The 24,574-nt window shown below is 58.0% G+C and carries 28 protein-coding genes and 1 tRNA gene; 11 read left to right on the top strand and 18 right to left on the bottom strand.

Annotated elements, in window-relative coordinates:
- Positions 1-8: 8 nt before the first annotated feature.
- From pheT to KVG95_RS21695, 8 genes are all read left to right on the top strand, one after another.
- The gene (gene pheT / locus KVG95_RS21725; protein WP_217857914.1) at positions 9-2,390 is read left to right on the top strand and encodes a phenylalanine--tRNA ligase subunit beta; all 2,382 of its coding nucleotides are present in this window, start codon (positions 9-11) and stop codon (positions 2,388-2,390) included.
- 3 nt (positions 2,391-2,393) lie between these two features.
- Positions 2,394-2,696: an integration host factor subunit alpha gene (gene ihfA / locus KVG95_RS21720; protein ID WP_002553164.1), complete on the top strand. Its 303-nt coding sequence runs from the start codon at positions 2,394-2,396 to the stop codon at positions 2,694-2,696.
- The gene (locus tag KVG95_RS21715) at positions 2,677-3,033 is read left to right on the top strand and encodes a MerR family transcriptional regulator (protein ID WP_003179985.1); all 357 of its coding nucleotides are present in this window, start codon (positions 2,677-2,679) and stop codon (positions 3,031-3,033) included. Before ihfA ends, KVG95_RS21715 begins: the two co-directional genes overlap by 20 nt.
- An 89-nt stretch (positions 3,034-3,122) precedes the next feature.
- Positions 3,123-3,199 (top strand) — tRNA-Pro (locus KVG95_RS21710).
- Between the two features lie 45 nt (positions 3,200-3,244).
- On the top strand, positions 3,245-3,871 hold the full coding sequence (locus KVG95_RS21705) for a PaeR7I family type II restriction endonuclease (protein WP_302470634.1): 627 nt from the start codon (positions 3,245-3,247) through the stop codon (positions 3,869-3,871).
- Between the two features lie 132 nt (positions 3,872-4,003).
- Positions 4,004-4,570, top strand: a complete 567-nt coding sequence (locus KVG95_RS29890) for an SIR2 family protein (protein ID WP_225923249.1) — start codon at positions 4,004-4,006, stop codon at positions 4,568-4,570.
- A gap of 75 nt (positions 4,571-4,645) precedes the next feature.
- Positions 4,646-5,017, top strand: a complete 372-nt coding sequence (locus tag KVG95_RS29885; RefSeq protein WP_225923248.1) for a hypothetical protein — start codon at positions 4,646-4,648, stop codon at positions 5,015-5,017.
- Between the two features lie 9 nt (positions 5,018-5,026).
- Positions 5,027-6,760, top strand: coding sequence for an ATP-binding protein (locus KVG95_RS21695; RefSeq protein WP_217857913.1), 1,734 nt, complete (start codon positions 5,027-5,029; stop codon positions 6,758-6,760).
- A gap of 92 nt (positions 6,761-6,852) precedes the next feature.
- Here the strand turns inward: KVG95_RS21695 and KVG95_RS21690 are convergent, their stop codons facing one another.
- Both KVG95_RS21690 and mobH read right to left on the bottom strand, forming a co-directional pair.
- Positions 6,853-7,002 carry a hypothetical protein gene (locus KVG95_RS21690; RefSeq protein WP_217857912.1) on the bottom strand — a complete coding sequence of 50 codons (150 nt, stop codon included), beginning with the start codon at positions 7,000-7,002 and terminating at the stop codon, positions 6,853-6,855.
- Positions 7,003-7,300: 298 nt separating this feature from the next.
- Positions 7,301-9,013 carry a MobH family relaxase gene (gene mobH / locus KVG95_RS21685; protein ID WP_217857911.1) on the bottom strand — a complete coding sequence of 571 codons (1,713 nt, stop codon included), beginning with the start codon at positions 9,011-9,013 and terminating at the stop codon, positions 7,301-7,303.
- A 223-nt stretch (positions 9,014-9,236) separates the two neighbouring features.
- On the opposite strand from mobH, the gene KVG95_RS21680 reads away from it, so the two are divergent.
- The gene (locus tag KVG95_RS21680) at positions 9,237-9,434 is read left to right on the top strand and encodes a DUF7740 domain-containing protein (RefSeq protein WP_007901093.1); all 198 of its coding nucleotides are present in this window, start codon (positions 9,237-9,239) and stop codon (positions 9,432-9,434) included.
- Positions 9,435-9,564: 130 nt separating this feature from the next.
- On the opposite strand, the gene KVG95_RS21675 is transcribed toward KVG95_RS21680, so the two are convergent.
- Both KVG95_RS21675 and KVG95_RS21670 read right to left on the bottom strand, forming a co-directional pair.
- Positions 9,565-10,527 (bottom strand): ArdC family protein, encoded by a 963-nt coding sequence (locus KVG95_RS21675; RefSeq protein WP_217857910.1) that lies wholly within the window; start codon positions 10,525-10,527, stop codon positions 9,565-9,567.
- Between the two features lie 132 nt (positions 10,528-10,659).
- Positions 10,660-10,989, bottom strand: a complete 330-nt coding sequence (locus KVG95_RS21670) for a hypothetical protein (protein WP_217857909.1) — start codon at positions 10,987-10,989, stop codon at positions 10,660-10,662.
- A gap of 457 nt (positions 10,990-11,446) precedes the next feature.
- On the opposite strand from KVG95_RS21670, the gene KVG95_RS21665 reads away from it, so the two are divergent.
- Positions 11,447-11,845 carry a DUF3742 family protein gene (locus KVG95_RS21665; RefSeq protein ID WP_217857908.1) on the top strand — a complete coding sequence of 133 codons (399 nt, stop codon included), beginning with the start codon at positions 11,447-11,449 and terminating at the stop codon, positions 11,843-11,845.
- Here KVG95_RS21665 and KVG95_RS21660 read toward each other — a convergent pair.
- The 5 genes from KVG95_RS21660 to KVG95_RS21640 form a co-directional block, all read right to left on the bottom strand.
- Entirely contained in the window at positions 11,834-13,375 is a 1,542-nt protein-coding gene (locus KVG95_RS21660; RefSeq protein ID WP_217857907.1) for a conjugal transfer protein TraG N-terminal domain-containing protein, read from the bottom strand. The two genes, KVG95_RS21665 and KVG95_RS21660, sit on opposite strands and share 12 nt — an antisense overlap.
- 10 nt (positions 13,376-13,385) lie before the next feature.
- On the bottom strand, positions 13,386-13,694 hold the full coding sequence (locus KVG95_RS21655) for a hypothetical protein (protein WP_217857906.1): 309 nt from the start codon (positions 13,692-13,694) through the stop codon (positions 13,386-13,388).
- A gap of 3 nt (positions 13,695-13,697) precedes the next feature.
- Entirely contained in the window at positions 13,698-15,080 is a 1,383-nt protein-coding gene (locus KVG95_RS21650; protein WP_217857905.1) for an integrating conjugative element protein, read from the bottom strand.
- The gene (locus tag KVG95_RS21645; protein WP_217857904.1) at positions 15,077-16,033 is read right to left on the bottom strand and encodes a TIGR03756 family integrating conjugative element protein; all 957 of its coding nucleotides are present in this window, start codon (positions 16,031-16,033) and stop codon (positions 15,077-15,079) included. Before KVG95_RS21645 ends, KVG95_RS21650 begins: the two co-directional genes overlap by 4 nt.
- A gap of 105 nt (positions 16,034-16,138) precedes the next feature.
- Positions 16,139-16,393 (bottom strand): helix-turn-helix domain-containing protein, encoded by a 255-nt coding sequence (locus KVG95_RS21640; RefSeq protein WP_217857903.1) that lies wholly within the window; start codon positions 16,391-16,393, stop codon positions 16,139-16,141.
- Positions 16,394-16,561: 168 nt separating this feature from the next.
- Between KVG95_RS21640 and KVG95_RS21635 the strand changes: the two genes are divergently transcribed.
- Positions 16,562-16,819, top strand: a complete 258-nt coding sequence (locus tag KVG95_RS21635; RefSeq protein WP_217857902.1) for a LasR-specific antiactivator QslA — start codon at positions 16,562-16,564, stop codon at positions 16,817-16,819.
- A gap of 41 nt (positions 16,820-16,860) precedes the next feature.
- On the opposite strand, the gene KVG95_RS21630 is transcribed toward KVG95_RS21635, so the two are convergent.
- Genes KVG95_RS21630 through KVG95_RS21590 form a run of 9 tightly spaced genes read right to left on the bottom strand, consistent with a single transcriptional unit; the run spans position 16,861 to position 24,322 of the window.
- Positions 16,861-19,614 (bottom strand): conjugative transfer ATPase, encoded by a 2,754-nt coding sequence (locus tag KVG95_RS21630; protein ID WP_217857901.1) that lies wholly within the window; start codon positions 19,612-19,614, stop codon positions 16,861-16,863.
- Complete coding sequence (locus KVG95_RS21625; protein WP_217857900.1) at positions 19,614-20,030, bottom strand: TIGR03751 family conjugal transfer lipoprotein; 417 nt, start codon at positions 20,028-20,030, stop codon at positions 19,614-19,616. The genes KVG95_RS21630 and KVG95_RS21625 overlap by 1 nt, the downstream gene beginning before the upstream one ends.
- Positions 19,993-21,504 (bottom strand): TIGR03752 family integrating conjugative element protein, encoded by a 1,512-nt coding sequence (locus tag KVG95_RS21620; protein WP_217857899.1) that lies wholly within the window; start codon positions 21,502-21,504, stop codon positions 19,993-19,995. The genes KVG95_RS21625 and KVG95_RS21620 overlap by 38 nt, the downstream gene beginning before the upstream one ends.
- Positions 21,494-22,306 carry a TIGR03749 family integrating conjugative element protein gene (locus tag KVG95_RS21615; RefSeq protein ID WP_217857898.1) on the bottom strand — a complete coding sequence of 271 codons (813 nt, stop codon included), beginning with the start codon at positions 22,304-22,306 and terminating at the stop codon, positions 21,494-21,496. Before KVG95_RS21615 ends, KVG95_RS21620 begins: the two co-directional genes overlap by 11 nt.
- Positions 22,303-22,944 carry a PFL_4703 family integrating conjugative element protein gene (locus tag KVG95_RS21610; RefSeq protein WP_123330923.1) on the bottom strand — a complete coding sequence of 214 codons (642 nt, stop codon included), beginning with the start codon at positions 22,942-22,944 and terminating at the stop codon, positions 22,303-22,305. Before KVG95_RS21610 ends, KVG95_RS21615 begins: the two co-directional genes overlap by 4 nt.
- Positions 22,941-23,354: a TIGR03750 family conjugal transfer protein gene (locus tag KVG95_RS21605; RefSeq protein WP_217857897.1), complete on the bottom strand. Its 414-nt coding sequence runs from the start codon at positions 23,352-23,354 to the stop codon at positions 22,941-22,943. Before KVG95_RS21605 ends, KVG95_RS21610 begins: the two co-directional genes overlap by 4 nt.
- A 7-nt stretch (positions 23,355-23,361) precedes the next feature.
- Positions 23,362-23,733 (bottom strand): TIGR03745 family integrating conjugative element membrane protein, encoded by a 372-nt coding sequence (locus KVG95_RS21600; protein ID WP_217857896.1) that lies wholly within the window; start codon positions 23,731-23,733, stop codon positions 23,362-23,364.
- Between the two features lie 17 nt (positions 23,734-23,750).
- Positions 23,751-23,990, bottom strand: coding sequence for a TIGR03758 family integrating conjugative element protein (locus KVG95_RS21595; protein WP_217857895.1), 240 nt, complete (start codon positions 23,988-23,990; stop codon positions 23,751-23,753).
- Complete coding sequence (locus KVG95_RS21590; RefSeq protein WP_217857894.1) at positions 23,987-24,322, bottom strand: integrative conjugative element protein, RAQPRD family; 336 nt, start codon at positions 24,320-24,322, stop codon at positions 23,987-23,989. Before KVG95_RS21590 ends, KVG95_RS21595 begins: the two co-directional genes overlap by 4 nt.
- Between the last annotated feature and the right edge of the window lie 252 nt (positions 24,323-24,574).

Genomic DNA, 24,574 nt, shown 5'->3' with positions numbered 1-24,574 from the left:
AGAGCAGGATGAAATTCAGTGAACAATGGCTGCGTGGCTGGGTAAGCCCGCAGGTAAGTCGCGACGAGCTGGTTGCTCGTCTGTCGATGGCCGGTCTTGAGGTCGATAGCGTTACGCCGGCCGCCGGTGAATTCAGTGGCGTGGTCGTGGGCGAGGTGCTGAGCACCGAGCAACACCCGGACGCCGACAAGTTGCGTGTTTGCCAGGTCAGCAATGGCTCGGAGACCTTCCAGGTAGTGTGCGGTGCGCCAAACGTGCGCCCCGGCCTGAAGATCCCGTTTGCCATGATCGGTGCCGAACTGCCGGGCGACTTCAAAATCAAGAAAGCCAAGCTGCGTGGCGTTGAATCCAACGGTATGCTGTGCTCCCAGGCTGAGCTGCAAATCGGCGAAGGCAACGATGGCCTGATGGAATTGCCGGTCGATGCGCCAGTCGGTCAGGACATTCGTGAGTACCTGAGCCTCGACGACGCCAGCATCGAGGTCGACCTGACCCCGAACCGCGGTGATTGCTTGTCCCTGGCCGGTCTGGCCCGCGAAGTCGGCGCGCTTTATGCCGCCCCAGTCGTGCGCCCGGCGATTGCCAGCGTTCCGGCCGTGCACGACGAAGTGCGTTCGGTTGAAGTACTTGCACCGGCCGCGTGCCCGCGTTACCTGGGTCGTGTGATCCGCAACGTCGACCTGTCCAAGCCTACGCCGCTGTGGATGGTCGAGCGTCTGCGTCGTGCCGACGTGCGCAGCATCGACGCCGCCGTCGACATCACCAACTACGTGATGCTGGAACTGGGTCAACCGCTGCACGCGTTCGATCTCGCCGAAATCAATGGCGGCATCCGCGTACGCATGGCCGAAGAAGGCGAGAAGCTGGTTCTGCTTGATGGTCAGGAAGTCAGCTTGCGTAGCGATACGCTGGTGATTGCAGACCACACCCGTGCCTTGGCTATCGCCGGCGTCATGGGTGGCGAGCACAGCGGTGTCAACACCGCGACCACTCGCGATATTTTCCTGGAAAGCGCGTTCTTCGACCAGATTGCTGTCGCTGGCAAGGCTCGTTCCTACGGCCTGCACACCGATGCCTCGCACCGCTACGAGCGTGGCGTGGACTGGCAGCTGGCCCGTGAAGCCATGGAGCGTGCCACTGGCCTGCTGCTGGACATCACCGGCGGCGAAGCGGGTCCGATCATCGAGACCGTCAGCGAGCAACACCTGCCGTCGATCGCGCCGATCACCCTGCGTGCCCAGCGCATCACCCAGATGCTGGGCATGGAGATGGATTCGGCCGAAGTCGAGCGTCTGCTCAGCGCATTGGGCCTGGCCATTTCCGCCGATGGGGCAGGGCAGTGGCGCGTTGAAGTGCCAAGCTTCCGTTTCGATATCAGCCTGGAAGTCGACCTGATCGAAGAACTGGCCCGTCTGTACGGTTACAACCGTCTGCCGGTTCGCTACCCGCAAGCCCGTCTGGCGCCGCAAGCCAAGGCCGAAGCGCGTAGCGATCTGCCTGAACTGCGTCGCCTGCTGGTGGCTCGTGGTTATCAGGAAGCGATCACTTACAGCTTCATCGATCCGAAACAATTCGAGTTGTTTAATCCAGGTGTCGAGCCGCTGCTGCTGGCCAACCCGATTTCCAACGACATGGCTGCCATGCGTTCGACCCTGTGGCCTGGTCTGGTCAAGGCGCTTCAGCACAACCTGAACCGTCAACAAGATCGCGTCCGCCTGTTCGAAAGCGGCCTGCGCTTCGTTGGTCAGCTGGAAGGCCTGAAGCAAGAGCCGATGCTCGCTGGTGTGGTATGCGGTAGCCGTCTGCCGGAAGGCTGGGCGCAAGGTCGCGATGTCGTCGATTTCTTCGACGTCAAAGCTGATGTGGAAGCAGTACTGGGCTTCGCCGGTGCACTGGATTCGTTCACTTTCGTGCCGGGCAAACACCCTGCGTTGCACCCGGGTCAAACCGCGCGCATCGAACGTGAAGGCCGTTTGGTAGGTTTCGTTGGCGCGATTCACCCTGAATTGTCGAAAACCCTCGGTCTCGACCGTCCGGTCTTCGTATTCGAGCTGGTTCTGGCCGAAGTGGCGTTGGGCAAAATGCCTGAATTCCAGGAGTTATCGCGCTTTCCTGAAGTGCGTCGTGACCTTGCACTGCTGGCGGATAAAGACGTTGCGGCGACCGCCGTACTGGACGTAATCCGTGAAAATGCAGGCGAATGGCTCACAGACCTCAGGCTATTTGACGTGTATCAGGGTAAAGGCATTGATCCTGATAGAAAAAGCCTTGCAGTTGGCTTGACCTGGCAGCATCCATCGCGCACTCTTAATGACGATGAGGTGAATACCACGACGCAAAACATCCTCACCTCGCTCGAACAAAGGTTGAACGCCACGTTAAGGAAGTGACGTATGGGGGCTTTGACGAAAGCTGAGATGGCGGAACGTCTGTATGAAGAGCTGGGCCTGAACAAGCGGGAGGCCAAGGAATTGGTCGAGCTGTTCTTTGAAGAAATCAGGCACGCTCTTGAAGACAACGAACAAGTCAAATTGTCCGGTTTCGGCAATTTCGACCTTCGGGACAAACGCCAGCGGCCTGGCCGCAATCCGAAAACGGGAGAAGAAATCCCGATCACGGCTCGCCGTGTGGTCACCTTTCGTCCAGGGCAGAAGTTGAAGGCCCGAGTTGAGGCTTATGCTGGAACCAAGTCATAACGACGAACTCCCCGTCATCCCGGGAAAACGCTACTTCACCATTGGTGAAGTCAGCGAGCTATGTGCCGTAAAACCGCACGTGCTTCGCTACTGGGAGCAGGAGTTTCCTCAACTCAACCCCGTCAAACGCCGCGGAAACCGCCGGTATTATCAGCGCCAGGACGTGCTGATGATCCGGCAGATCCGCGCGCTTCTTTACGATCAGGGGTTTACCATCGGCGGCGCACGCCTGCGTTTGTCCGGCGATGAAGCCAAAGACGACACCACCCAATACAAACAAATGATCCGCCAGATGATCGCCGAGCTTGAAGATGTTCTGGTGGTTCTCAAGAAATAAATTCCTGCTTTTAAATACTTCCAGTTTTCAAAAGCTTGCGATATATTCTTGAGCGTTCCTCGAGATGAGGAACAGATTTAACGCCTAGTCGGGGCGTAGCGCAGTCCGGTAGCGCACTAGCATGGGGTGCTAGGGGTCGAGTGTTCGAATCACTCCGTCCCGACCATATTTTTCACTGACTTAGCCCAACTCTAGCCAGTTGGGCTTTTTCATGCCTGGAAAATTACTCCCACATTTACTCCCACAGATATTTTGGATCTCGATAGCGGTGGGCTCACGCCGCTTTTTGCCCTTTCTCGTGCCGCAGATTCATCAGCAAAAGGCTGCCCTGACGCTTCCGGGCTACTTCAGGCCCACCAGGCTCTGGGACATTATCGTCATGCACAAGGGCCAGCTGATTGCCGCCGTTGAGCTCAAGAGCCAGGTAGGGCCGACATTCGGGAACAACTTCAACAACAGAACGGAAGAGGCCATCGGCACAGAACACTGTCTGTGGACTGCCTATCGTGAGGGCGCGTTTGGTAAGCAACCCCGGCCTTTCATTGGCTGGCTGATGGCGGTCGAAGATGCCCCAGGCTCGCGGACACCCGTTCGTGACAAGTCGCCTCACTTCCCGACGTTCAAGGAGCTTAACGGGGCATCCTGTTTGAGCCGGTACGACATTTTGTGCCAGCGGCTCATGCAGGAGCAGCTCTATTCTGCCACCTCTTTAATCGCCTCGCCGCATGATGCTGTGGGCTCAGGAGTGCACGGGGCTCTTTCGGATTTGACCAGCTTCAAAACCTTTGTGACCAGCCTTTCAAGACATGTCGCCACCGTGGCGGCGCAGATGGAGTAACGTTAAGCACCGACCGTAATCCAAATTGACTTCAGGATTGTGTATGGTGATCCCCAGGGTATTGAGCCTTGTAGGCTGATAGGCCGCCAAGCGTAGTTTTTTCGGATCGACACAAACGGCAAGGATAGAATTTTGTCAGACCTGAATTTTGAAAAACAAGCGCAGGACTTTTATGGCAAGGCTCCTCTCATCATCCTGGGCAGCGGTGCATCGGCTGCCCATGGCATGTCTGGAATGGGTGCGCTTGCGAAGCACCTGGTCGCAAATACCGACACTTCTGGCTTGTCTGCTGCCGAGATTGAGGCTTGGGAGAAATTCTGCCAGCTCTTATTGGACGGCGTTGATCTGGAGTCGGCGCTGCATCAGGTGGCCGTTACTGAAGAACTGACCTCCAGAATTATCACAGCAACCTGGTCGCTCATCAGCTCTGAAGACATTCAAATCTTCCACGATAGCCTTCAGAATCAAGCGATGTTTCCGCTGAGTCGACTGCTGCGCCACATGTTCAAAAGCAGCCTCACCAAAATAAATATCGTCACTACGAATTATGACAGGCTGGCAGAATACGCCTGCGATCAGGAGGGGGCCCATCATTACACGGGCTTCTCACACGGATTTTTTCGGCAGCGCGCCGCACCGAATGAAATCACGTCTGCACGCAGGGTGAATATTTGGAAGGTTCACGGTTCTCTGGACTGATTTAAATCGCCTCTTGAAGACATCGTAGCCCTTTCAAACATTCAAGGGATACCTGCTAACTACAAGCCGGAAATCGTGACCCCGGGCACTCAGAAATATCAAACGACGCATTTAGAGCCATATCGCTCGACTATTCACAATGCCGATTTGGCCATTACCGCTGCCAACTCTTACCTGTGTATTGGCTACGGCTTCAACGACGAGCATATTCAGCCGAATATCATGTCTAAATGCCAGCGCCAGAATACCCCGATCACGATCATTACCTATGCGCTCTCAGACGCTGCCAGGAAGCTCATCCTTGATGGCAAGGCGCAGAATTACCTGGCAATAGAACGGGGAGCAACAGACGACCAGTCCATCGTCTACTCCTCTTTGAATAAGACTCCGGTGACCGTTGAAAAAAACATCTGGAGTCTTGAGGGTTACCTGTCACTCATCATGTAGGAAGAAGAGATGCCGATTTTTAACTTTAAGGATAAAGACGCGCTTGGGAAGGTTGCCTCCGTTGACACGACAAACGTGATCGTGGACGTGGAAAATGTCGACCAACTCAAAAGGTTGCAAGTCAACCATCTGGCCGTGCTCCAAAGCAGCAGGCCCGGACAGCATCTCATCGGCCTCATCACCCAGGTGACCCGCAAGCGCGGCATCGAGGACATCGCAGGCGATGGCATCAGCGACCAGACCTCAGAACTGAACCTGTGCAAAATCGCCCTGATTGGCACGATGCTGGATCGTGACGGAGGAAAAGAAAACGTCTTTCGCCGCACTCTGGAAAGCGTTCCGGAAATTGATGCAAATTGCTTTTCGCTAGAGGGCGAAAACCTTACTGGCTTTATGCGTACGCTCTCTAGCGTCTCAGCCGATGGGAATGCCCTGACGCTGGGCAAATACACCCTGGACGAACATGCCGTTGCCTACCTCAACGGTAACAAGTTTTTCCAGCGCCACGCCTTCATCGGCGGCAGTACCGGATCAGGTAAATCCTGGACGACAGCCAAGATCATTGAGCCGATGGCGGGGCTCTCTACGGCTAACGCCATTGTTTTTGATCTTCATGGTGAATACTCGCCGTTGGTGGGCCAAGGTATTCAGCACTTCAAAGTGGCCGGTCCCGCAGATGTTGAGGCTAAACGCACCATTGATGACGGTGTGCTTTACCTGCCTTACTGGCTGCTTTCGTATGAAGCACTCGTGGCAATGTTTGTTGACCGGAGTGACCAGAATGCGCCCAACCAGGCCATGATTATGGCGCGTGAGATCAACCAGGCCAAAAGAAAGTATCTGGAGGATGGCGACCAACAGGAAATTCTGAAGCACTTCACCGTAGATAGCCCGGTTCCATTCGATCTGAATGTCCTGATGGGCAGGCTGAACGACATCAACGTGGAGATGGTTCCGGGGGCTGCGGCCGGTAAAGAAAAGCAGGGAGATTTTTTTGGAAAGCCCGCACGCATGATTTCCCGCCTGGAGAACAAAATTTCTGATCGGCGCCTTGGCTTTATGTTCAATGGCGGTGGAGACGTTCTGGATTTTTCCTGGCTTGAAAAGTTCACCACTGCCGTGCTCGGCAGCTCTGAAGAAAATGGCAAAGCTGGTATCAAGATCATAAACTTTTCCGAGGTTCCATCAGATGTTCTCCCGCTGATCGTTTCCCTTGTCGCGCGGGTCACATTCTCCGTCCAACAGTGGACGCCATCCGAGCTGCGTCATCCTATTGCGCTTCTCTGTGATGAAGCCCATCTCTACATGCCCCAACGAAGCATGGCGGAATCAGCTGACGATATTTCCCTGGATATTTTCGAGCGCATCGCCAAGGAAGGCCGTAAGTACGGTGTCAGCCTTGTCGTGATAAGCCAGCGTCCGTCCGAAGTGAATAAGACGATGCTCAGCCAATGCAGCAACTTCGTATCCATGCGGCTGACCAACGCCGAGGATCAGGGCGTTATCAAGAGACTTCTTCCCGATAGCCTCGGTGGGTTCAGCGACATCCTGCCGACCCTCGATACAGGCGAGGCCTTGGTTGTTGGCGATGCGAGCTTGCTGCCAAGCAGAATCGGGATCGATGAGCCCATAAACAAACCGAATAGCGGCACGGTCAATTTCTGGGATGAATGGCAAAAGCCGGTCAAAGACAAGCGACTTTCGATTGCGGTAGATAACTGGCGTAAACAAAACATCCAGTAATTGCTTCACGGGTCGCGAGCCTGATTGGCAGTACGGAGCGGCCTCATGGCCGCTCCGTATGACGACTCAAGGGCGCAACGCTCTTGAAATCATTACGCGGTGGATATTTTCCAGCGAGGCCAGGGGCATTCTGATGCTCCAGGTTTCCCGGTGCGCGCTGCGACATTGAAGACCGCCCGGTACAGCACGCGCAGTTCGCTTTCAGATTTTGTGGCCAGTTCAAAGATCGTTATCAGTTTCATTTCATGTCTCCTACGTCTTTCGGCCACCCTTCGCGGCTTTGTGATGCTGTGCCAGCACAGGCGTCGGCCACGCAGCACCCCAACTAGGCCGTAACGCGAGAGAGGGAGTCATTCATGACTTGCAGCAGGCCAGAAATAACCAATGGAGTGGTCGAATTGATGAGCCAATTCGTAGCCCGTCGAAGGCTTTTCCAGACGAGAGGTAAGGAGTGCGAGTTAGCCTATGGATGCACCATTTCAGGCAAACCATTTCATTGGCTGAATTGCTCGCCGAGCTGGGACTTACAGTTACGGAAATTTAAGGCTCTGCGATTTTAAGAAAAGGATTGTCGGGGGGGATCGATTCGAAAAGCAGCTTCGATTCCTCAATCAGATACCCCTTTAAGATGGTTTTCTTCCTGGGACCTCGCACTTGGCAGGCCCAGATGTTCAGACCGTCGTCACGCTTCCTATGGATCTTCAATTTCTCGAACTGCTTCTGCACCCAACGCCACTCTTCAGTTTCTTGATCGGCCCCCTGTGAAATACCAGGGAACTCTTGAGCGTAGCGTTGGAACAGGCCCGGTGTGACCAGAAATACCGAACCGCTCACCGTGTGCACCTTGGCCTTGCTGTCGTTTATGATCAGATGGTGGCTCAGGATGCCTTCCTTGACCCAGTCCAGGAAAACCTGACCAGGGGGACCTGAGATTTCGAGAGAGGGTTCTGGCGGTGCCTCATTGATTTCGGGTTCTACCGGTTCGAACATACCCAGCAGTGTTCCGAGGTAGTCGGCATCCTCCATTGCCAGTGGTTCTGGTTGCGGTGGTGTTGGAGTCGATCCCGTACTGACAGCCTTGGGCGCTGTTGGCGAGGGTGGAACGTCAGACGAATTGTCCTCGACGACCACGCTCACGGTTCCGCTGAAGGTTTCGGGGCGCTCTTCGCTGCCCCAAATCAATGCCGGTTGAAGGAGCAGAAAAGTGAAACTCTGCTTCCAGTTGCCCTGAGTCACCAGCGCGGTCCAGATGGCTTTGCCTTCCGGGGTGGACTCGACCAGACCATGAGACTGCAGCTCGTCGAACACCGCAATGTTGGATGAGGGAATGCCCTCAATCGCTTGCGACAGCAGATAGGCGCGCAGTTTGTCGGTGACGGTTTTGCTGACCAGCCAGAGGGCGTCCTGGGTCAGCCAGCCGGCGGCACCCGGTTGGTTGAGTTTCAGCTCGTGCTGAACCAGATGACGCAGTCCGCTGATCAAGTGATGTTGCAGCGAATGGATCGGCGCTTGCAGCGCCTTGTTCGGGTTGCCACCGATGTTCTGTGCGGTGGAGACTCGGTCAGCTTGAATCACCAATTCGCCCAGCACGCCGGCACGTTCGTACTGACCGGACAGGACATACAGCAAGCTGGCCCACAGCGACGGAAATCCACTGAGCCAATCGAGGATCGGACGGTCGAGAATCTGGGTGTAGAGTAAGCCGGCGGCGGCACCGTGTAGGTGGTAGTCACGACCCTTGAGGTAACGAAAACGGTAGGGCTGATCCAGTGGTCCCTGCCAGGGGTGCCAAAGACGGCCATCCTGCCGTTCGACCAGCAGGTCAACGGCGATCTTACCGATGTCATGCAGCAGCGCACCATAGGCGATGCCCGCGGACCAGGCATCAGTCTGGGCGGCCTGGTCTTCAGGCGCGGCTCCGGTGGGAAGCAGATACGACTGACGCAGTTTCAAACTGCAAGCGACCAGCTCCAGGCCATGGTCGAGCATGCCGCCGAGATACGCATGGTGGTGGGTCTCGCTGGCCGGGAGTTGCTGGACCTGTTCAGCGTAGCGATGGATCGGGTTTAAATAGAGCTGGGTGAACTGCGCGTGGGAGAGGGCGGTGTACTGCCAGATGCGATCGAGCAACTGACGGCGGTGCTCCGCAGCTAACAAGCTGTAAGCCGACTCGATGGGCAGGTAACCTTCGGCGACGCTCACGGTCGGTGGCGGAGGGGGCTTCCGCCTTTTGTGGCGAAACAGACTGAGCATCGTGACCTCCGGGAAGTAGCTGGGTCAGTGGCCTTTTAGCCTTTTCGGATAGGGCTCTTACCCTTGACTCCCCATTCCTTTCCAACCCTTACCCGTCCTTTTGGCTCGTGTCCCTTTGTGCGGCAATCGGATTATCGATACTGCTACACGTCAGTTTGTTGGGGGGCTGGTATGGAAAAGACAAGAGTCGGTACACTGCGGTGCATATTTTTTGGGTCTTGCCATGAACCTCACTGACGCCACGCTCGTGCTGCTGCTCGCGGCACGTATCCATGGGACTGACGAAGCCGTCCGGGCCTCGGCGAAGAGCGTGGTCAAGAAGTTGCCGCGCAGTAAGCGTGATCTGATCTACAAGGTAATCGATAGCCGAAGTCCTCTCGAGCTGGTGGATTTTCTGGCGCAGAACCTGGATGCGGAATGACAGGCTGCGGGTGTGTGCCCATCCCTGACTCTTTGCATCCGAGCCCTGCGGCATGGGGTTTTCTGGGCGCAGAAAAAAGGGCCCAACTCGCGTTGGGCCCTGTGATGCACTTGCAGCGGTGAGGTAACGATCAAACTCCATCGTTCATGCAGAGTGAGTCATCTAAGACCGCTTGCTTCAGTTGCTGCTCCAGGTTGAGCACATACTCCGAGGCGCTTCGGGCGTGACCACTGGCGCGGAAGATCGCGCGTTTGTCTGCCTTGAGCAGGCTGAGCCAGGAGTCAATGTAGCCCTCGTGTCGGAGCTCTCCCTGTATACCGGTGTAGGCGCATAAAAACGCAGCGCCCATTTCGGCGATCAACTCCTCAAACGCGTAGCCTGGCGAGCCGAACGGACAGGCTGACGTCATGCCTTCGCGCTGCAACCGAGCGTGATGCCCGGTCCAGTGCGTCAGCTCATGCAGTGCCGTGGCGTAGTACTCGCCTTCATCGTGAAATTGTGCTTTTGTCGGCAGTTGGATGAGATCCCTGATCGGGTGGTAAAAGGCTTCGTCGGCAGGCCGATGAACGATGCGTGCACCTGAACTTAACAGCAGATTTTCCGCGGCGCTGTTGGGCTGGAAGGGATCACTCTGTTCCGTCTCGAGCAGAGTTTCATTGAGCATTTCGAGCCCCTCCGTTTGCTCGATGTTGAACAGAAAATGTGTCCTGAGAATGCCGAAGTGAGCAACCTTGGGCTGACCGTTTTCATCGAGTACGGGTTGGCCTGACTCGATCTGCTCCTCGCGCTCGATCGGCTTGTAGAGCACCGCCAGGGTGCTGTGCTCACCCTTACGGATGTGCCCACCGGCCTTTTTCGCTTGGTTGAAGGTCAGCCAACGGTCTTGAGTGAACCCCTGCAACCTGGCCTCGGCCCAGAGCAGCGGTAAATTGATGCCCGAATAGGGACGATGCGTAATGGCGTTGATGGGGTAGGGTTGATGATGGCCGACGTCAGCTGAGCCACTTGAGGACCAGGGTTTGATCCAGGGAGCAACGCCTTGGTCTAACGCGGTAACGATCTTGTCAGTTACGTCTTGGTAGATATCGCGCATGGCAATTTCCTCGAGAGAAAAACGGAGGAACGCCTTGCCCGTCGGGGGGAGGGTTCCCCGGTGGGTGATGGGCTGGATTGATGCAGGTCTTGCATGCCGTCCGAATGTGGAGGTGGGCGCCGCCAATTGCGCTTAGCGCTGGTGTTCTCCTGCAAGCGCTATCAGCAAGGCGCCAGGCTGACCCGGTTCTTGGAGTAGGCTGAGACTCAATTGCAGTAACGGGTCGTGGTCGAAGTGATCGGTTGGTTCAATGTGGACTACCTCGAACAGCACATAGGGCCTTTGTGGATAGGCCAAGTGGGCTTCGAAGGCTAGGCGCAATACGTGGCTCAACCGATCGATCTGCAGCTTCCCAGCGTGATCAGAACGCTCGAGCTGTACTGCGCGTTGCCACGCGCCAGGTGTGAACACGATGGGCAACCGAAGGGTGTTCAGTGTTTCCGGTGTAAGTGAGTTGGGCATGGTATGTCTCCGTTGAAAACGCGAAGAAACCTGTCCCGTGCGGGGAAAGATTTCCCCGCAGTGGGTTGAAGAAAATCAAGAGGGTTTTCCTCACGAGCAGAGCTCGAAAGGCGCTCAGGAGAGCAGTAGGCGTTCATCACCGTAGAAACGGTCACCGTGCGAACTACCGAACGCTAATCGCACTTGGGGAGAGCCATCACCGAAGTGAACGTAGCCTTGAAGGCTCTGGCTACCTGGGAAGGTGCTGTTGATAACAGCGATCCATACCTTGTATTTAGCCGGACGATTTACATGGGTCAATGACTGTAGAGACGCTGTTTCACGGAGCTTGTCTTCTGTCTTCCAGTGAAGATTTTTCGGCTGGGGCAAACTGATAAACGGTCAGGCACGGGCCGATTTCAGTAGTACGCTATTACTCCTGTCTCAATCATGAAAACGCTCAGAAGAGGGCGAGAACATGCAGACGCAGAATCCCGTTCAAGTTTCCCGTGCCCACCGCTGGGCCTATACCTGTGGCATGTCGGTAAAGCGTGGTTACCGTAAGTTGAAAACGTTTGAGTCCCGCGTGGTTGAGCGTGCGGTGACGGCAGGTATGCCCGCAGGTAAATTACTTGTTCGCGGGAGTTTTTTGATTGCCAAACTGGCATTGATCGGAGGATTGCTTTTTGTCAGTGCTTGGATGGTTACTTTCATTGTGATGATGCTGGCTGTCACTACTTTGCTATGGCTCAGGGTTTTTATTGGTGCCGATCAACAAGAGAAAAATCCAGGGCCAGACTACCTAGGTGCTGACCTCTACATCGGTGACTTCGACGACAACGGGCATTATATAGGCGACAGCAAGTCATCTAATTGAGCGCTTAGCAGCACCCAATATTTGATCCGTACCTTTGCTCGCTGAGTCACTTGCAGCTTTGCTACCGTTCGCCAACATACCTTGTATCCCGTTGCCGACTGAATATCCTGCCCAGCTCATGGCTCCTAGAAATAGCATCGGCAGCACGATGAACATCGCACCCATCACATACTCAATTACCTGCGCCGTAACTGTCCCCTCCATGAAGCCGGATGTGGGCAGCGATAACAGCACTTGATTGGAAGCCGAAACTTGGTTGTACAAGGTGTCGAGCATGCTGGAGTCGACCCAGCGTGCTAACTCCCACCAGAAGCTCAACATGTGCAGCGTGAATAGCGTAAACGTCACGGTCATGACGGTCTTCAACTGGTAGGTACTGACCAGCAGGATCAGCGGCAAGCTGATGATGACGCCCATGATCAGGAAGGCCTGCACCATTGGCAGAGCGGCGCGTAGCGCATTCATCGCCGGGAAGTTGCTGAAGGAGCCGAGGGCCAGCCCGGTGTTGGTGGCGAGGTTATTGAGCCCCTGATTGATTGAGCCGCCGCGAGCACTGGAGCCATAGTCCTGGTACACCTGTCCGGGCGACATGGACATCGATTGCTGGCGCGGGCTGACCAGCTCACGCAGGGTGGCATCCTCGATCTCGTTGCTCGAACGACCAGTCAACCAACCTTTCAGCTGAGTCAGCAGCGAGGGATCGACCTGCTGGATCAAGCGCTCGCGCAACCCAACACCGCTATCACTCCACCACTGCTTGCAGGTGGGGTAGCCCGCGCCATTCTCCAGCCTAGGTAAGGAAACATCGCGGCTTTCGTCATACGGCCAGCTGACTCGCGGTGTGCGTGAACGATCCGTATCGTAGTAGCTGGGCGTGTCGAGAAAATAGCTTGAGCCGATCCAGGACGCGTCGTGACTTTGTACCTTGTCCAACTGCGGACGGTTGGTGAACAACCGAGAACGGGAATAGCCATAGCAGTCGCGGGTGAAGTCGGCGACTTCCTGCAGCAGCACCTGGCTGTCGATGCGCGAACTGTCGATCTCCATGCGCATCTGCCTGATATCCGGTGTGCAGGGAATGGAGGCGGTGGCCGCCGCGGTGACCCCTTTGCTCAAGGCATACACCAGAAACCACCAGATCGGCACGTTGGCGGAGCGTTCGCCGATGGTATTGAAGGTGGCCCCCCAGGCGGTTTCTGCTGGCCTGGCCACACTGACGCCGCAACGTTGGCTCGCCGCATCATCGAACGCCATTGACGAGAGGCTCAACGGAAAGACCGGCGCGCAGCCGAACAATACGACGATGTAGGCCAGCCACAACCGGTTCTCGATCCGCGGCACCGAGAGCAGTCCCTTGTTGCCTTCATCCGCGCCTTGCTGACGGGCCGACAGCCATTCTTGCAGGATGATTGCGCCGAAGGGCGCGGCGAATAGCCCGGTGTCGGACAGGACACTCCAGAGGCCGTTGTTGATGATCCAGGCCAGCAGAGAGAGGTAAAACTCCAGGTAGCTGTTGGTGCTCATGAGCATGGTGGTGACCTCACAGTCGGGTGAGTTCGACGACGGTCGAGAGCACGAGCCCTAATGCCCCGATGCGTTTCACGCGCAGTCGATCCTGTGGTCGATGTCGGTAGCGCCGAAGCAGGTCCCACCAGAGCGCAAAGAGGGCGGCGTAGAGCAGGGCGCGCCACCACCGCAGATAAGGTCGTGCGGATTCGAATGCCTGCTGCCAGGCCTCGAAACTCCCCAGCGCAGTGCGGCCGATCCAGGCGACCAGTGCGGCGGTCAGGATCATCACTGCGGCAATCCCCAGACCTGAAAGCAGAGTGAATAGCGGTGAGTGTTTCATGGCTCATTTGCGCCTAGCGTCAGCATCATTGAGTCGGCCCGGCTCAGGGTCGCCTTGCTCGACGGTACGCGAAGCATCGGCACCACCCGCATGTCGATCGAGCACCAGGCTGGCGGTATTGGTGGCGAGCATCTGCCGGACCTGCAGCTCGGTTTGTAGCAGGCGTATTTCGCGCTCTAGGGCGTCGATGTTTTTCGTCAAGGCGCGCTGTGCCGGCTCAGCTGAGGCGATATTGGGTTCGTGGCTGCCCGCCAGTAGCGTACGCAGTAGCAGGAGCGCCTTGTCGAGTACGCTGGACAAGGCCGTCTCGCTGGCCAGGCGCCGTGCCAACAGATCCTGGTCGGGATCGTCGCGCAGGGCTTCGACCACTCCACGGGTTACCGGCAGCATCGGGCTGGAGGCTTTCGCCAGATTGTCAGGGGTAGGCGGCAGTGAGCCCGACAGTAATCCTTGCAGGGCCTTGAGGCGTTCGCTGTAGGCCTCCTGGATCAGCGGCGTCAATCCGCTGCCAGCGGTCGCACGCAGGGTTTCGCAGCTGTCGCAGGTCGAGACTTCGCTCTCGCCCAGCACGCGGACGGCCCATTCGGATTCCTCCTGGGGCGAGGCCCAGGTCTGGCAAATAGCCCCACCGAGGCAATCATTGCTGCTGATCGAGGCACTGTCATCCACCGAACGGTTATGCAGCAGGTTATAGCCCGCGCGCACAACGTCGGAAGTCACCCGAATGGGTGTCTGCCCGCTGCCTCCAGACTTCGAACCGCCGACCCAGGACACCCCATTGTTGCCGTTATGGGCCTCGGTGTTTTTCACCGCGGCCACGGCATCACCGCCGGTTTGCTCCAGGTTGCCCTGCATCTCCTGGTTCTTCGCCAGCGCGCCCCAGCCGGCTTGACCGACCTCGTCCGCCATCTTTTCGGCCATGGCCTGGCAGGTCAGCTTGGAGCGGTCGAAGTCGATACGACCTTGCATCACGCCGTTACTGAGCAGCTCATAGAGGCCAGGATTGGCGCGCTGGATGATCAACGCCGGCAGCGACATCACCGCTTGGGTCGCGTTCTGCACGATGCTGCCCATGATCTGCTGGAAACCTTCGGTGACGCCGTTCAGCTGGTTTTGCAGGGTGTTGGTGAGGCTCATGTTGCCGCACATCATGTTCGCTCGCCAGGACCCGCCGACACCGAGACCACTGGGTTGGTAGAGCGAACTCGGTGAGCCGACTGCCGAGCCGCCACCGATGGTGTACATCACCCGGTCGTCGAGCACTTCGCCTTGAGTGCCCAGGCGGTAATCACCTTCGGCGGCGTCGGCATGCGTGGTCATGGTAAGCAGTCCGTAGAGCACCAGACTCATCGTGCCCAACCAGGGGCGCGCGAGAAGCCGACTCATGACGCACCGCCTTCGAAGTCGATGCTGAACAGGAAGGTCTGTCCTTCGCGTTTGCAGCAGCTGTAGGGCCGCCACAGCGACCAGGCGTAGCCACCATCCGTGCTCTGCACCGGATCACTGGGGAAGATGGCGCACGTGGGTTGAGCCTGGGGGTGGAGCAATTGCCACTTGTGGGTCGAAGCGTCGTTTTCAATGATCGGCCCAGGCGGCCAGTAGCCGTCGCGTTTCGCGGGCGTGAGCGGTAAGTACGCATGCGGCTGCCCGTTACGGGTAATGACATCGCCGGCCCGTTGCGCCATGACGGCGGCCGCCTTGAAGTCGTCGGGCTGCACCAGAAATCCCTGGCGGGGATAGACGTTGCCCCACATGTTGCCTGAGGCCTGACGACCGATTTCACGGATCCCGGGCATGAGCGACTCGGGGTAGAAAATTTCCGGGATGCCGTGGCGCCAGGCCAGTGAGTCCAGGGTGCTCAGGTAGTAGGGCATGAATGCAGTAGCGCCGCTGATGCAGGCATAACCGGATTGAGAGGCCAGTTGCGTTGCGGCCCAGCCACCGGGATGACCGATGCCATCGACGTTCTTGAATCGGGGCAGGTTGTCGCGGTGGGTGTTCGGGGTGATCAGGTTGCCGCCACCTTCCGCACCGCTAATGGGAGAGGAGAGGGTGGCCATCTCGGTCCAGGGGTTATTGCCGGTGGTGGCGTAGCTCGAGACCACCAGCTCAGGAATGAAATGACGAACCTTGGTCGAGGTTTTGACTGTGCAGCCGAAGGGCGTGCAGAGCAGCCAGAAACAAATGCCGACGACCCTGTATTCGAGACAGTTTGGCGAAAGCACGGAGGACGTGATGCTGCCGGTGTCCAGCGCCATGCTTGGACCGCACGCCAGCAGGACGCTCAGCGCAAAGGGCCGTAGCTTTGTGGGCGGGATTGAGGAGCAGGCAACAAGCATGATCCAGGCTCTCGGTGAATGGCCTGGGCAGCGTCGGTTACGGATTGAAGACTGTCAGTGGTAATTATGAAGGCGGATCTATCGGATTTGTGAGACGTGAGACTATCATTTGACGTGGAGGGAGCTGCGCAGGGTATCGGGGTCTACAAGTAGCTGATCTGTGGTAATTTCGAAAATATTGGCGAGTTTGCACAGCACCAATAGCGATGGGTTTCCTACTCCTCGTTCGATTTGACTGACGTAGGTACGATCCACCTCGGCCATGAGCGCCAGCTGCTCTTGGGTAAGATTCTTCACGCGCCGTATCAAACGGATGTTCTCCGCCAGTTGCAGGCGAAGCTGTTCGTAGTCTTGAGTCATGCGCGCAAATTGCGCCTTGAGGGACTCTCAATCCACGGGATATAGTCTACATTTGCATTGATCTAGGCCATTTGATGCTCATGCCTGTTATCGAGCGTTCATTTGGTTTCGTTAAGATTTTCGAAGCTGGACCAGCGTCTAATAACAAATCAGACATCTAGGGTGGGTATGGACGAAAACTATATTTCAATTCCTGCGGCGGATGGTTGCCCAAGTCTTCTGACACCTTGGAGCAGCGAATTTTCCCCGATGATCGAACGTGGCGTGCAATGCGCTCAGTCTTGGCTTGATGCGCCCGGCGAAATTCCACTGTGGTGGGAGTTGGCGCAAGCGCGCAAAACCTTTCCTGTCGGTGACTGCCAAGATGCTTTTGAAACCGGATTCCTGTTGAGAATTCAGCAGCGACTTCGAGGCGCGTCACAATAACCTGTCGCTCGCTTCAGAGCGCGATACCTGAATAGTTTTCCCTATACGGGTTCTATTCCTCGCGCTCTATCGATCCGTTCAGCTACCCAATACGCCGCTTCCAGCTCAGAGCAGCCGTTCTCCTGCATCAGTTTCCAGCGCTCGGCTTTTTCCTCGGGCTCCGTCATGGCCAGGGCGAGATAGAGGCTGGGCGGCACGGCTCGAAACAGCGTTTCGAGCTTTTTCGACAGCACCACCCCCTCGGTGTATTTTCCAGGCTCCTTGCTGGCGGAGAGCAACAAGGCTTTCTGTGCCGGCGTGAGCTTTTTGAATCGAGCGATTTCTTCGATTTCCGCCGGTGGCATGTTTAAACAAATCCACCACTCGATCATGTTGAGCATGGTCTGCGCGGCAGTGGGGAAGTCGGCAAGGTTCTGCGTGGCGAGCCAGAACCAGGCGCCAAGCTTGCGCCACATCTTCGTGCCCTTGACCACGAACGGTGCCAGCAACGGGTTCTTGGTGATGATATGGCCTTCGTCGGTGACCATGATGATCGGTCGGCCCAGGTACTGATCGCGCTCGGCGAGATTGTTCACGGTGTTCATCAGGCTGATGTAGCTGATGGACATCTGGGCTTCGTAACCTTCACGAGCATAGGTAGCCAGGTCGACGATGGTCACATCGCTCTCGGGCCAAGGCGTGCCCTCGCGATTGAACAGTTCACCCTCGAAGCCCTGACAGAACAGGTCGATGGACTCGCCCATTTCCTGGGCACGCTCGCGACGTTTTTCTGGCAGGTGCGGGTCGGCGGCGACACGCAGCAACGCGTCGCGCACGTCGCGGGTCAGTACCTGGCGGTTCGATGCGACACAGGTCTGCGCCGCATCGAGAATGCACTCGCGAATCAGGCTGCGATCGGCTCGACTCAGGCGCGCCTCTTCCTTGGCCTCGCCGCCGGTGATCATCAGGCGAGCGGTGATTTCCAATTCGCCGAGAATATCGCGCTGGTCTTCGCGACTGGCTACCGCCTCATCGTCCAGCTCATCGATCGACAGACTCGCCACCTGATCCGGCTGCTCGACCAGGCGCCAGGCATCGGCGAACGGGGCGAGACTGACCGAGGCGCCAGGTTTTAATTGGACCTTATTGACCGACAGGCCCTGTGTCGCGAAGTAGTCGCCCTGCAAACCAAACGAATTGCCGGCCTCGACGATAAATAAGCGTGGGCGGTACACCGCCATGATCTGCATCAGCAGGGTGACCAGGGTGGCCGACTTGCCGGCACCGGTGGGGCCGAACAACAGCAGATGGCCGTTCATGGCCCGGTCCAGGCGTGACAGAGGGTCGAAGCTCAGTGGCGAACCGCCGCGGTTGAACAGGGTGATGCCCGTGTGGCCGGTGCCGGTGCTGCGACCCCACACCGGAACCAGGTTCGCCAGGTGCTGGGCGAACATCAGCCGCGTGTACCAGTTGCGCGTGTCGCGGGCCGGGTTGTAAGCCATCGGTAGCCAACGCAGGTAACTGTTGCAGGCGGCGACTTCATCGCCTTCGCGTACCGGTTGCAGCCCCGCACCCAGCAACGCGTTGGCCAGGCTGACCGAGCGCTGGTGCAATTGCTGCTCATCGTGACCGCGCAGGTAAAACGCCAGGGTGCCCCGGTACAGCTTGTGCTGGCGGCCGATGATCGCGCGAGCCTCTTCGACATCCTGACGGGTCTGGGTCGAGGCCAGATTTTCACCGATGGCTTTGCGGGCCAGGCGATTCAACTGCTCTTCGAGCACATCCTGGGGTTTGACCACCAGGGTCAGGCTCATCACTGTGCCTTCAGGCAACTGGTCGAACAGCGCGTTCACCGCGTCACCCTTACGGGTTTCGCCAGTGAGCTGACCAATCAGTGGGGCCCGGCGCAGCTTGTCCACCACCATGACCCGGTGGGGTTGATCATCGAAAAACCAGAGTCCGTGCTGCACATCCGAACGCGGTTCATTGAAGAACAGTCGCTCGGCAAAATCGTGATCAAAGGGCAGCTCCAGCGACTCACCGTCACCCGACTCCGGATAGGCCACACGGCGGTAGAACTCCTCGGGTGCTTCATTGGTGAGCGTGGGCGCCGGATTGAACCAGGGCACTAACCAGGCATACAAATCTCGCCCATCGACTCGCGTCGATTGCACCCCACACGCCTGCAATGAAGCAGCGATACGTTCACAAGCCTGTTGCAGGGATTGCACCGGGGTGAGTCCCGTCTCCTCTGCGTCAGACCCAAGCCAGCGATAGACCACTAGGCGCACCCGTCGGTTATTGCCGCGCCAGGGCAGGCGTGTCACCACCTTATCCTCAAATAGCCCACTGGGCTTGGCGATGGCCTTCAGATGACGGCGGCTGAGCTCCAAATACGCCTCGGTGAAGACGGTGCCTCGCGCACTGTCTCGAATATAGCCAGTCAGACGGTTCAGGTAGGGCGTGAAGTCGTTGTCGTCCTGGCAGAAAAACTGCGCCACCCAAGGCGCCTGATCCAGCTCGTCAAAGCTGTCCTGCAGGGCATCCTCGAGGGCATCGCGGGCGGCCATTAACCAATCGGGTTCGCGCCCTTCGGTGCCGATGGGCAGTAACTCGAACACCGCACCCACCGAGCGATTGTCATCCAGCAAAAAAAACTGCTCGGTGTCGAGGTATTCGACCCACGGCAGGTGATCGGTGAAGCTTGGATTGTGCACATACAGTGCGGCGTCATCGGCCAACGTGGCGCGAGGGCGTAATGGGTTGCGCCAGGCTTTCCACGCGGCAGTGCGGTTGCCCGAATCGCCGGTACGCACTACAAGTCTTCCTGACGTTCACCCGGCAATGCGTACTGCACCCGTTGGTAGAACGGAAAGACGGTTGAGTAACCCGGGATCGGTGCTTGCTCGGTACCACTCAGATGCGGATACACGTACAGCACCAGATCGGGATTGGGCAGGCGAGGGAACAGGTTGCGGATCTCGTTCGCTGCGGTGCGAGTGTATGGTTCTTCGAGAGAAACGGCGAACTCCGTCTGAGCCAACGGGCGGCGTAACTGTTGCCGAGCATCCAGCAGTTGCTGCTGAGTGCCTTGTGAGCCGGCGCCGTTCCAGATGTCCAGCATGGTTTGCTCGCCATGGGGCAGCAGCGTCTCCTTGTCGGTGGAACACCCCGCCAGGACTAGGCAAAGCACGCTAATCCAGATCAGGCAGGGAGGCATGGTCTTTTTCATGGCGAACGCTCCGGCCCTTGGGCTCGTAGTCGATGGTGATCTCATGGTCGAGGTGCAACGCAACCTGCGCGGCCGGTGGCACGTACACGGCAGCAAAGGCCTCGCCATACAGCTTGTTGACCCATTCGCGGATGTCGCTGACCCCACCACTGAGAATTGAGTTCAGCGCGCTGTTGCCCGTGCTGTTGGTAACCCCGAAGGCACTGCCGCCCGAACTGATCACGCTGCTGTTGTTCTGCTCATCCCCGAGCAAGGCGGCGACACCCGCGCCAGCGGCAGTGATCAGGCTTTGGCTGCCGAGGTATTGCTGGGCATTCGAGCGGCGCTCGCCGGCAATGCATGGAATGCCATACGGATCGGATAGGTAGCCGAGCCCACCGCGGATCTTGTCGATGTTCGAGCTCTGGGTGGAGGCATTGCGGCTGGCTACCGCTTTCGGCTGAGGCACCGTACGGATGGTGCCATTGGTAAACACAAAGGTGATTGACTCGACCTGTCCGCGTACGCAAGACAGGGTCCAGTCACCGGACGCCGTGCCGCTCATCACAGCACCCGCGACGTCCGGCAGGTCGATGCCGTTGGCGGTCAGGTTCTCGGGGCCGACCAGCACCTTGAAGGGATAGGGATCATTCACGGTGCCGTCCACCGGGACTCGGCCGATCAGCGCGGTCATGGCGACCGAGCCCATCAATGTCGCGTTTTCGGGAATGGTGTAGACCGGCTTCGCGCCTTCGGTACGATCAACGGATCGCGTGAGGGCATGCTCACCCTGGGTGACCGCACGTAGCTGTTTCTGGCCGCGATCAATCGCGTTGTCGTTCAAGCCCTCCAGTGAGTTGAAGGTGGTAGGCAGGCTCAGCGCGGAGGCGGTCTTGGTTTTGCCTCCGGCGTTGGTGGACGGAGCATCCGAGGGTTCAATCCACTGCAGCGTATCAGTGACAGAGTGTTGCCCCTCGAATTGAGCCCCGTCGCCCGGCTCGAGCCCCAATCCGATTGGCATGTCCTTGCCTTTGCCGGTCAGCCCCGACAACTGGTCCTGCAACTGCGTCAGCAGACCGCGAGCCTGGCGACTGTCTTGTTCCGCTTTGAGCCGGGCCTCGTTGGCTTGTCGGCGACCTTCATCGACCTGTTGAGTCACGCTGCCAAGCGCGGTCTGGATGCGCGAATCAACACTGTTTTCCCGCTCGCGCAGGCGGTTGTTTTCCGTCTGCAGCGAATCGTTGTGTTTCTTCAAACCGAGCATGTCGCTGCGCATGGCCTTCACCTGGCCGACCAGTGTGGCGACCGTGTCGCGTGGGGTATCACCCGCAATGCCGAGCGATTTGGCTTGCTCGGCGGATAACTGAATGTTGCCCTGATCAACTGGGTGCTCTGGAGAGGGAGTATTACCCGCGACCCAGCTTTTCAGGATGATCAACACCACGGCCAGCAGCGCAGCCGGTACCAGCCATTTGAGCAAGGCGTTAGCTTTCATCGTCAGCACCTCGCGCAATAGGCAGGAGCAGCACGGCTTGCTCGAGGCCGGCACCACGAGTGACGAGGTAGGTGATCGTGGTGTCTTCAGGACTGCCGACCGGCCCGAGGACAGCATGTTGGAAGGTCGCGGCGAATAGCTTGGCCTGCAGTCGGCGCGGATCGAGTTGCACCGTCTCTGAACCACGATTGCGCAATTTCACCGCCGTCACCCAGTAATCACCGAGTCGCCAGGCGGCGATGGGTGTGCTGGACACGTTTTCGGTCGGCAGCAGGGTCGGCAGTTCGGTGCGCAGCTTGAGCGGGACGCGGCGTACGCCGGGCAGGGACTCCACGGTGCGTAGCGGTGCGTACAGGCTTTGTGCGGCATAGCGCGTTAGAGCGACCGGGATCGGTGTGCGTTCTGGAACAGGGACGGTGCTCGATTCCGCCTCGGTAGCTTGCCCCTGAGCATTCTTGAGAATACGCACGGGCTCCAGCGGTTGATCGCCAGGCGTGGCCGCGATGTCCAGGAGGATGATCTCGCCCGTCGTGACCGATTGCAGTTGCAGGCGGGTCGGTGCAATGGCTTCCGACGCTCGCAGGTAAAGTGTGCCTCCGGTTGATTGCACGCGAAGCTTGCCCGTCAGGTTTGAGGGCACGCCGACGCGAACAGCCTCATCGACAAAGACCACCCGTTCCTGATTGATCACCAGTGGTACCGCGAGGGGTAGGCGTTCCCAGTGCATCAGTTCGACGGCCTGCGCTGCAGCGCCCCATAACATCATTGCGACGGTGAGTCCCAGGGTAGAAATCCGCTTCATGGCTCACCTCCAGGCAGGGAGATTTTTTGCGGAGTGCCCTGATAACAATCCAGTGCCAGCCCCCACTTATTGCGTTCGGGGTCCAGATCAAAACGCACCACGCGCAATGGATAACGCACCACCACCCGTTTCACCGGTTCGGCGGCGTAATATTCATCGGCATTGAGATCGAGCTTGACCAGCCAGCTGTCGCGGTCGAGTTGCTTGACCCTGAGTTCCGGATCTTCGCTGTAGCCTCGGCCCAGAATTTCGTAGACGCCACGCACCCGCTGGCGCAGTTCGCCGGCGGCTTTGCGGTACTCGTAGTCGCCGTCGAGGAAGGCCTTGCAGGCGGGGGTCAGGTAGGACTGCAAGCCATAGATGGCGCGGCGATAGTCCTGCTCGCCATCCGAGGGCCAACGGTTGAGTTGGCCAAAGATGTACAGGGCAAAGGCATAGACATTCTCTGAGGGGATATCCCACCACTTGCGCGTGCTGCCAGAGCGCAGATCCGGGGGGACATGCACGGTAAGATCGGTCGGTGCCGAGCGCCAGCCATACCAAAGTCCGGCACAGACCAGGGCGAGGATCATTATCGCCAGACGCAAACTGAAGATATGGGCCTGTTGAGCATCGACCTTGTTCCGAAAACGACTCATGGCTGCCACCGGGACAGGGCAGGGCGCAGTCGACACGAGCGGCGAACCGTCCAGGCGCCGGAGTGGAGGATCAAATTTCCGCGGCCCAGGCGCCAACGGCTGGCGAGTACCCACTCGAGCTTGCGGTACAACCAGGTTTCGGGGCGAGCCCGTTTGGCCCGACGCAGTAGCGTGCCACCGGCCAATAACACCAGCGCCATGCCCGCGATCATGCTGGTCGGCGCCACGGCAATGGAGGCGGTGACGATCGCCAGAGGAACGCCCAACAGCAGGCCAGTGACGGCGCCGGTGCCGAGCGCTACCCACATTTCATCATTGGTCAAACCACGCAATACGGCAGGATCGCGATTGAGTCGCTCCGGCAGAAAGACCAAGGTGCCGTCGGCAAGGCGTTCGATAGTGTCGTTCATGTAGGCCTCACAGAATCGCGGCAGCCTTGGTCAGGAACCAGATGATGATCACCACCAACAAAGCGCCGATGCCGACCACGGCGCCGAGGTCCTTCCAGGTCTTGCGCTGATTCTGTACGTCGGCATAGACGGTCAGCGAGTGCCAAGCCACGCCGAGAAAAGCGAGCAGGGCGATCAGCAGGCCGAGCAGGATGCCGCCGTCGTAGGCGTAGTTTTTGATCGTCTCGATCAATCCTGATCCTTCGCCACGAGAAGGGGCTTCCATGGTCGGGAGTTCGGCAAAAGCCAGGCTTGGACCGAGCACCAGCAGCAGTCCGATCAAGCGTTGGCTCGCACGATCACGCAGGTTGTTTCTCAGGGGGGTAAGGCACTTGAGCATGACGGCGATCTCCTGGATTAGGAAAGGGTGAAAAACATCAGGACCAACAATGTGAGCAGCACTCGCGCGGCGCTTCCGCCAAAAGCACCGAAGCGCACACTGCCTGTCGCCCAGCCCCGGTACGCCGTCCACATCACCCAGGCGCACCAGAGCAAAGCCAGGACGAGAACCAGGGACAGCCAGAGCGTCGAACTGCTCTGCGCCGAAAAACCTGAGGCGTTTTGGAATGCTGAGGTCTGGGCGTCGGTCATGCTCATGGCGAGAGCTCCGCAGGCGGGGTGTCGAGGCGGTAATCGCCGACCAGTTCACTGGGATCGCGGGGTTGCACACGGGAAGGGGACAGATAGACATGTACGCCCTGGTGAATACGCTGGATGTCTTGAATTAGGCGGGGATAGTCAAAGCGATAGCGTTCGTGTGGTTCAGCCGTGCTGGCTATCTCAGCGCGTGCGACAAGGCGTTCGATAGTGTCGAGCTGCTGCTGGATCAGGCTTAGTTTTTCCTGCTCATAAGCGGATGCGGCATAGCTACTGCTATGAGCGATGGCCAGCGAAAGGAGTAAAAAGCAACGAAAGACGGTAGTCGACATGATGCTGGTCCATGTCATGTGGAGATGGAGCCAGCATCAAGTTAGCGGTTGAATTTTTCAGCAGTAATTGCGAGAGGTGATGTATCGCTTTTTTGGAGGCGAGCGGAAGAAGTTTACCCACACCTACACCAGCAATCGATTGGGCGAAAAAGAAAGTCCAGTTTAGCAATCCTACCCCATTAGTAATGTGTTGCTCATAAGGCAATGAGTGGATTCACTTCTGCTTGAAACGCGTATGGGTGACGAAGAGTC

The organism is Pseudomonas farris, assembly GCF_019145235.1.
Taxonomy (GTDB): Bacteria; Pseudomonadota; Gammaproteobacteria; order Pseudomonadales; family Pseudomonadaceae; genus Aquipseudomonas; species Aquipseudomonas farris.
Note: the sequence above shows the minus strand (reverse complement) of the source record. Positions and strands in the feature narration are given on the sequence as shown.

Coding starts and splice junctions, on each gene's coding strand:
- KVG95_RS21675 (WP_217857910.1), bottom strand. CDS start 10,527: ATGCGCGATATCTACCAAGACGTAACTGACAAGATCGTTACCGCGTTA.
- KVG95_RS21705 (WP_302470634.1), top strand. CDS start 3,245: ATGCCTGGAAAATTACTCCCACATTTACTCCCACAGATATTTTGGATC.
- KVG95_RS21590 (WP_217857894.1), bottom strand. CDS start 24,322: ATGTCGACTACCGTCTTTCGTTGCTTTTTACTCCTTTCGCTGGCCATC.
- KVG95_RS21665 (WP_217857908.1), top strand. CDS start 11,447: ATGCAGACGCAGAATCCCGTTCAAGTTTCCCGTGCCCACCGCTGGGCC.
- KVG95_RS21625 (WP_217857900.1), bottom strand. CDS start 20,030: ATGAAAAAGACCATGCCTCCCTGCCTGATCTGGATTAGCGTGCTTTGC.
- KVG95_RS21680 (WP_007901093.1), top strand. CDS start 9,237: ATGAACCTCACTGACGCCACGCTCGTGCTGCTGCTCGCGGCACGTATC.
- KVG95_RS21655 (WP_217857906.1), bottom strand. CDS start 13,694: ATGAAACACTCACCGCTATTCACTCTGCTTTCAGGTCTGGGGATTGCC.
- KVG95_RS21640 (WP_217857903.1), bottom strand. CDS start 16,393: ATGACTCAAGACTACGAACAGCTTCGCCTGCAACTGGCGGAGAACATC.
- ihfA (WP_002553164.1), top strand. CDS start 2,394: ATGGGGGCTTTGACGAAAGCTGAGATGGCGGAACGTCTGTATGAAGAG.
- KVG95_RS21645 (WP_217857904.1), bottom strand. CDS start 16,033: ATGCTTGTTGCCTGCTCCTCAATCCCGCCCACAAAGCTACGGCCCTTT.
- KVG95_RS21615 (WP_217857898.1), bottom strand. CDS start 22,306: ATGAAGCGGATTTCTACCCTGGGACTCACCGTCGCAATGATGTTATGG.
- KVG95_RS21595 (WP_217857895.1), bottom strand. CDS start 23,990: ATGAGCATGACCGACGCCCAGACCTCAGCATTCCAAAACGCCTCAGGT.
- KVG95_RS21695 (WP_217857913.1), top strand. CDS start 5,027: ATGCCGATTTTTAACTTTAAGGATAAAGACGCGCTTGGGAAGGTTGCC.
- KVG95_RS21650 (WP_217857905.1), bottom strand. CDS start 15,080: ATGAGTCGGCTTCTCGCGCGCCCCTGGTTGGGCACGATGAGTCTGGTG.
- KVG95_RS21610 (WP_123330923.1), bottom strand. CDS start 22,944: ATGAGTCGTTTTCGGAACAAGGTCGATGCTCAACAGGCCCATATCTTC.
- KVG95_RS21635 (WP_217857902.1), top strand. CDS start 16,562: ATGGACGAAAACTATATTTCAATTCCTGCGGCGGATGGTTGCCCAAGT.
- KVG95_RS21670 (WP_217857909.1), bottom strand. CDS start 10,989: ATGCCCAACTCACTTACACCGGAAACACTGAACACCCTTCGGTTGCCC.
- KVG95_RS21660 (WP_217857907.1), bottom strand. CDS start 13,375: ATGCTCATGAGCACCAACAGCTACCTGGAGTTTTACCTCTCTCTGCTG.
- KVG95_RS21620 (WP_217857899.1), bottom strand. CDS start 21,504: ATGAAAGCTAACGCCTTGCTCAAATGGCTGGTACCGGCTGCGCTGCTG.
- pheT (WP_217857914.1), top strand. CDS start 9: ATGAAATTCAGTGAACAATGGCTGCGTGGCTGGGTAAGCCCGCAGGTA.
- mobH (WP_217857911.1), bottom strand. CDS start 9,013: ATGCTCAGTCTGTTTCGCCACAAAAGGCGGAAGCCCCCTCCGCCACCG.
- KVG95_RS21690 (WP_217857912.1), bottom strand. CDS start 7,002: ATGAAACTGATAACGATCTTTGAACTGGCCACAAAATCTGAAAGCGAA.
- KVG95_RS21600 (WP_217857896.1), bottom strand. CDS start 23,733: ATGCTCAAGTGCCTTACCCCCCTGAGAAACAACCTGCGTGATCGTGCG.
- KVG95_RS21605 (WP_217857897.1), bottom strand. CDS start 23,354: ATGAACGACACTATCGAACGCCTTGCCGACGGCACCTTGGTCTTTCTG.
- KVG95_RS21715 (WP_003179985.1), top strand. CDS start 2,677: ATGCTGGAACCAAGTCATAACGACGAACTCCCCGTCATCCCGGGAAAA.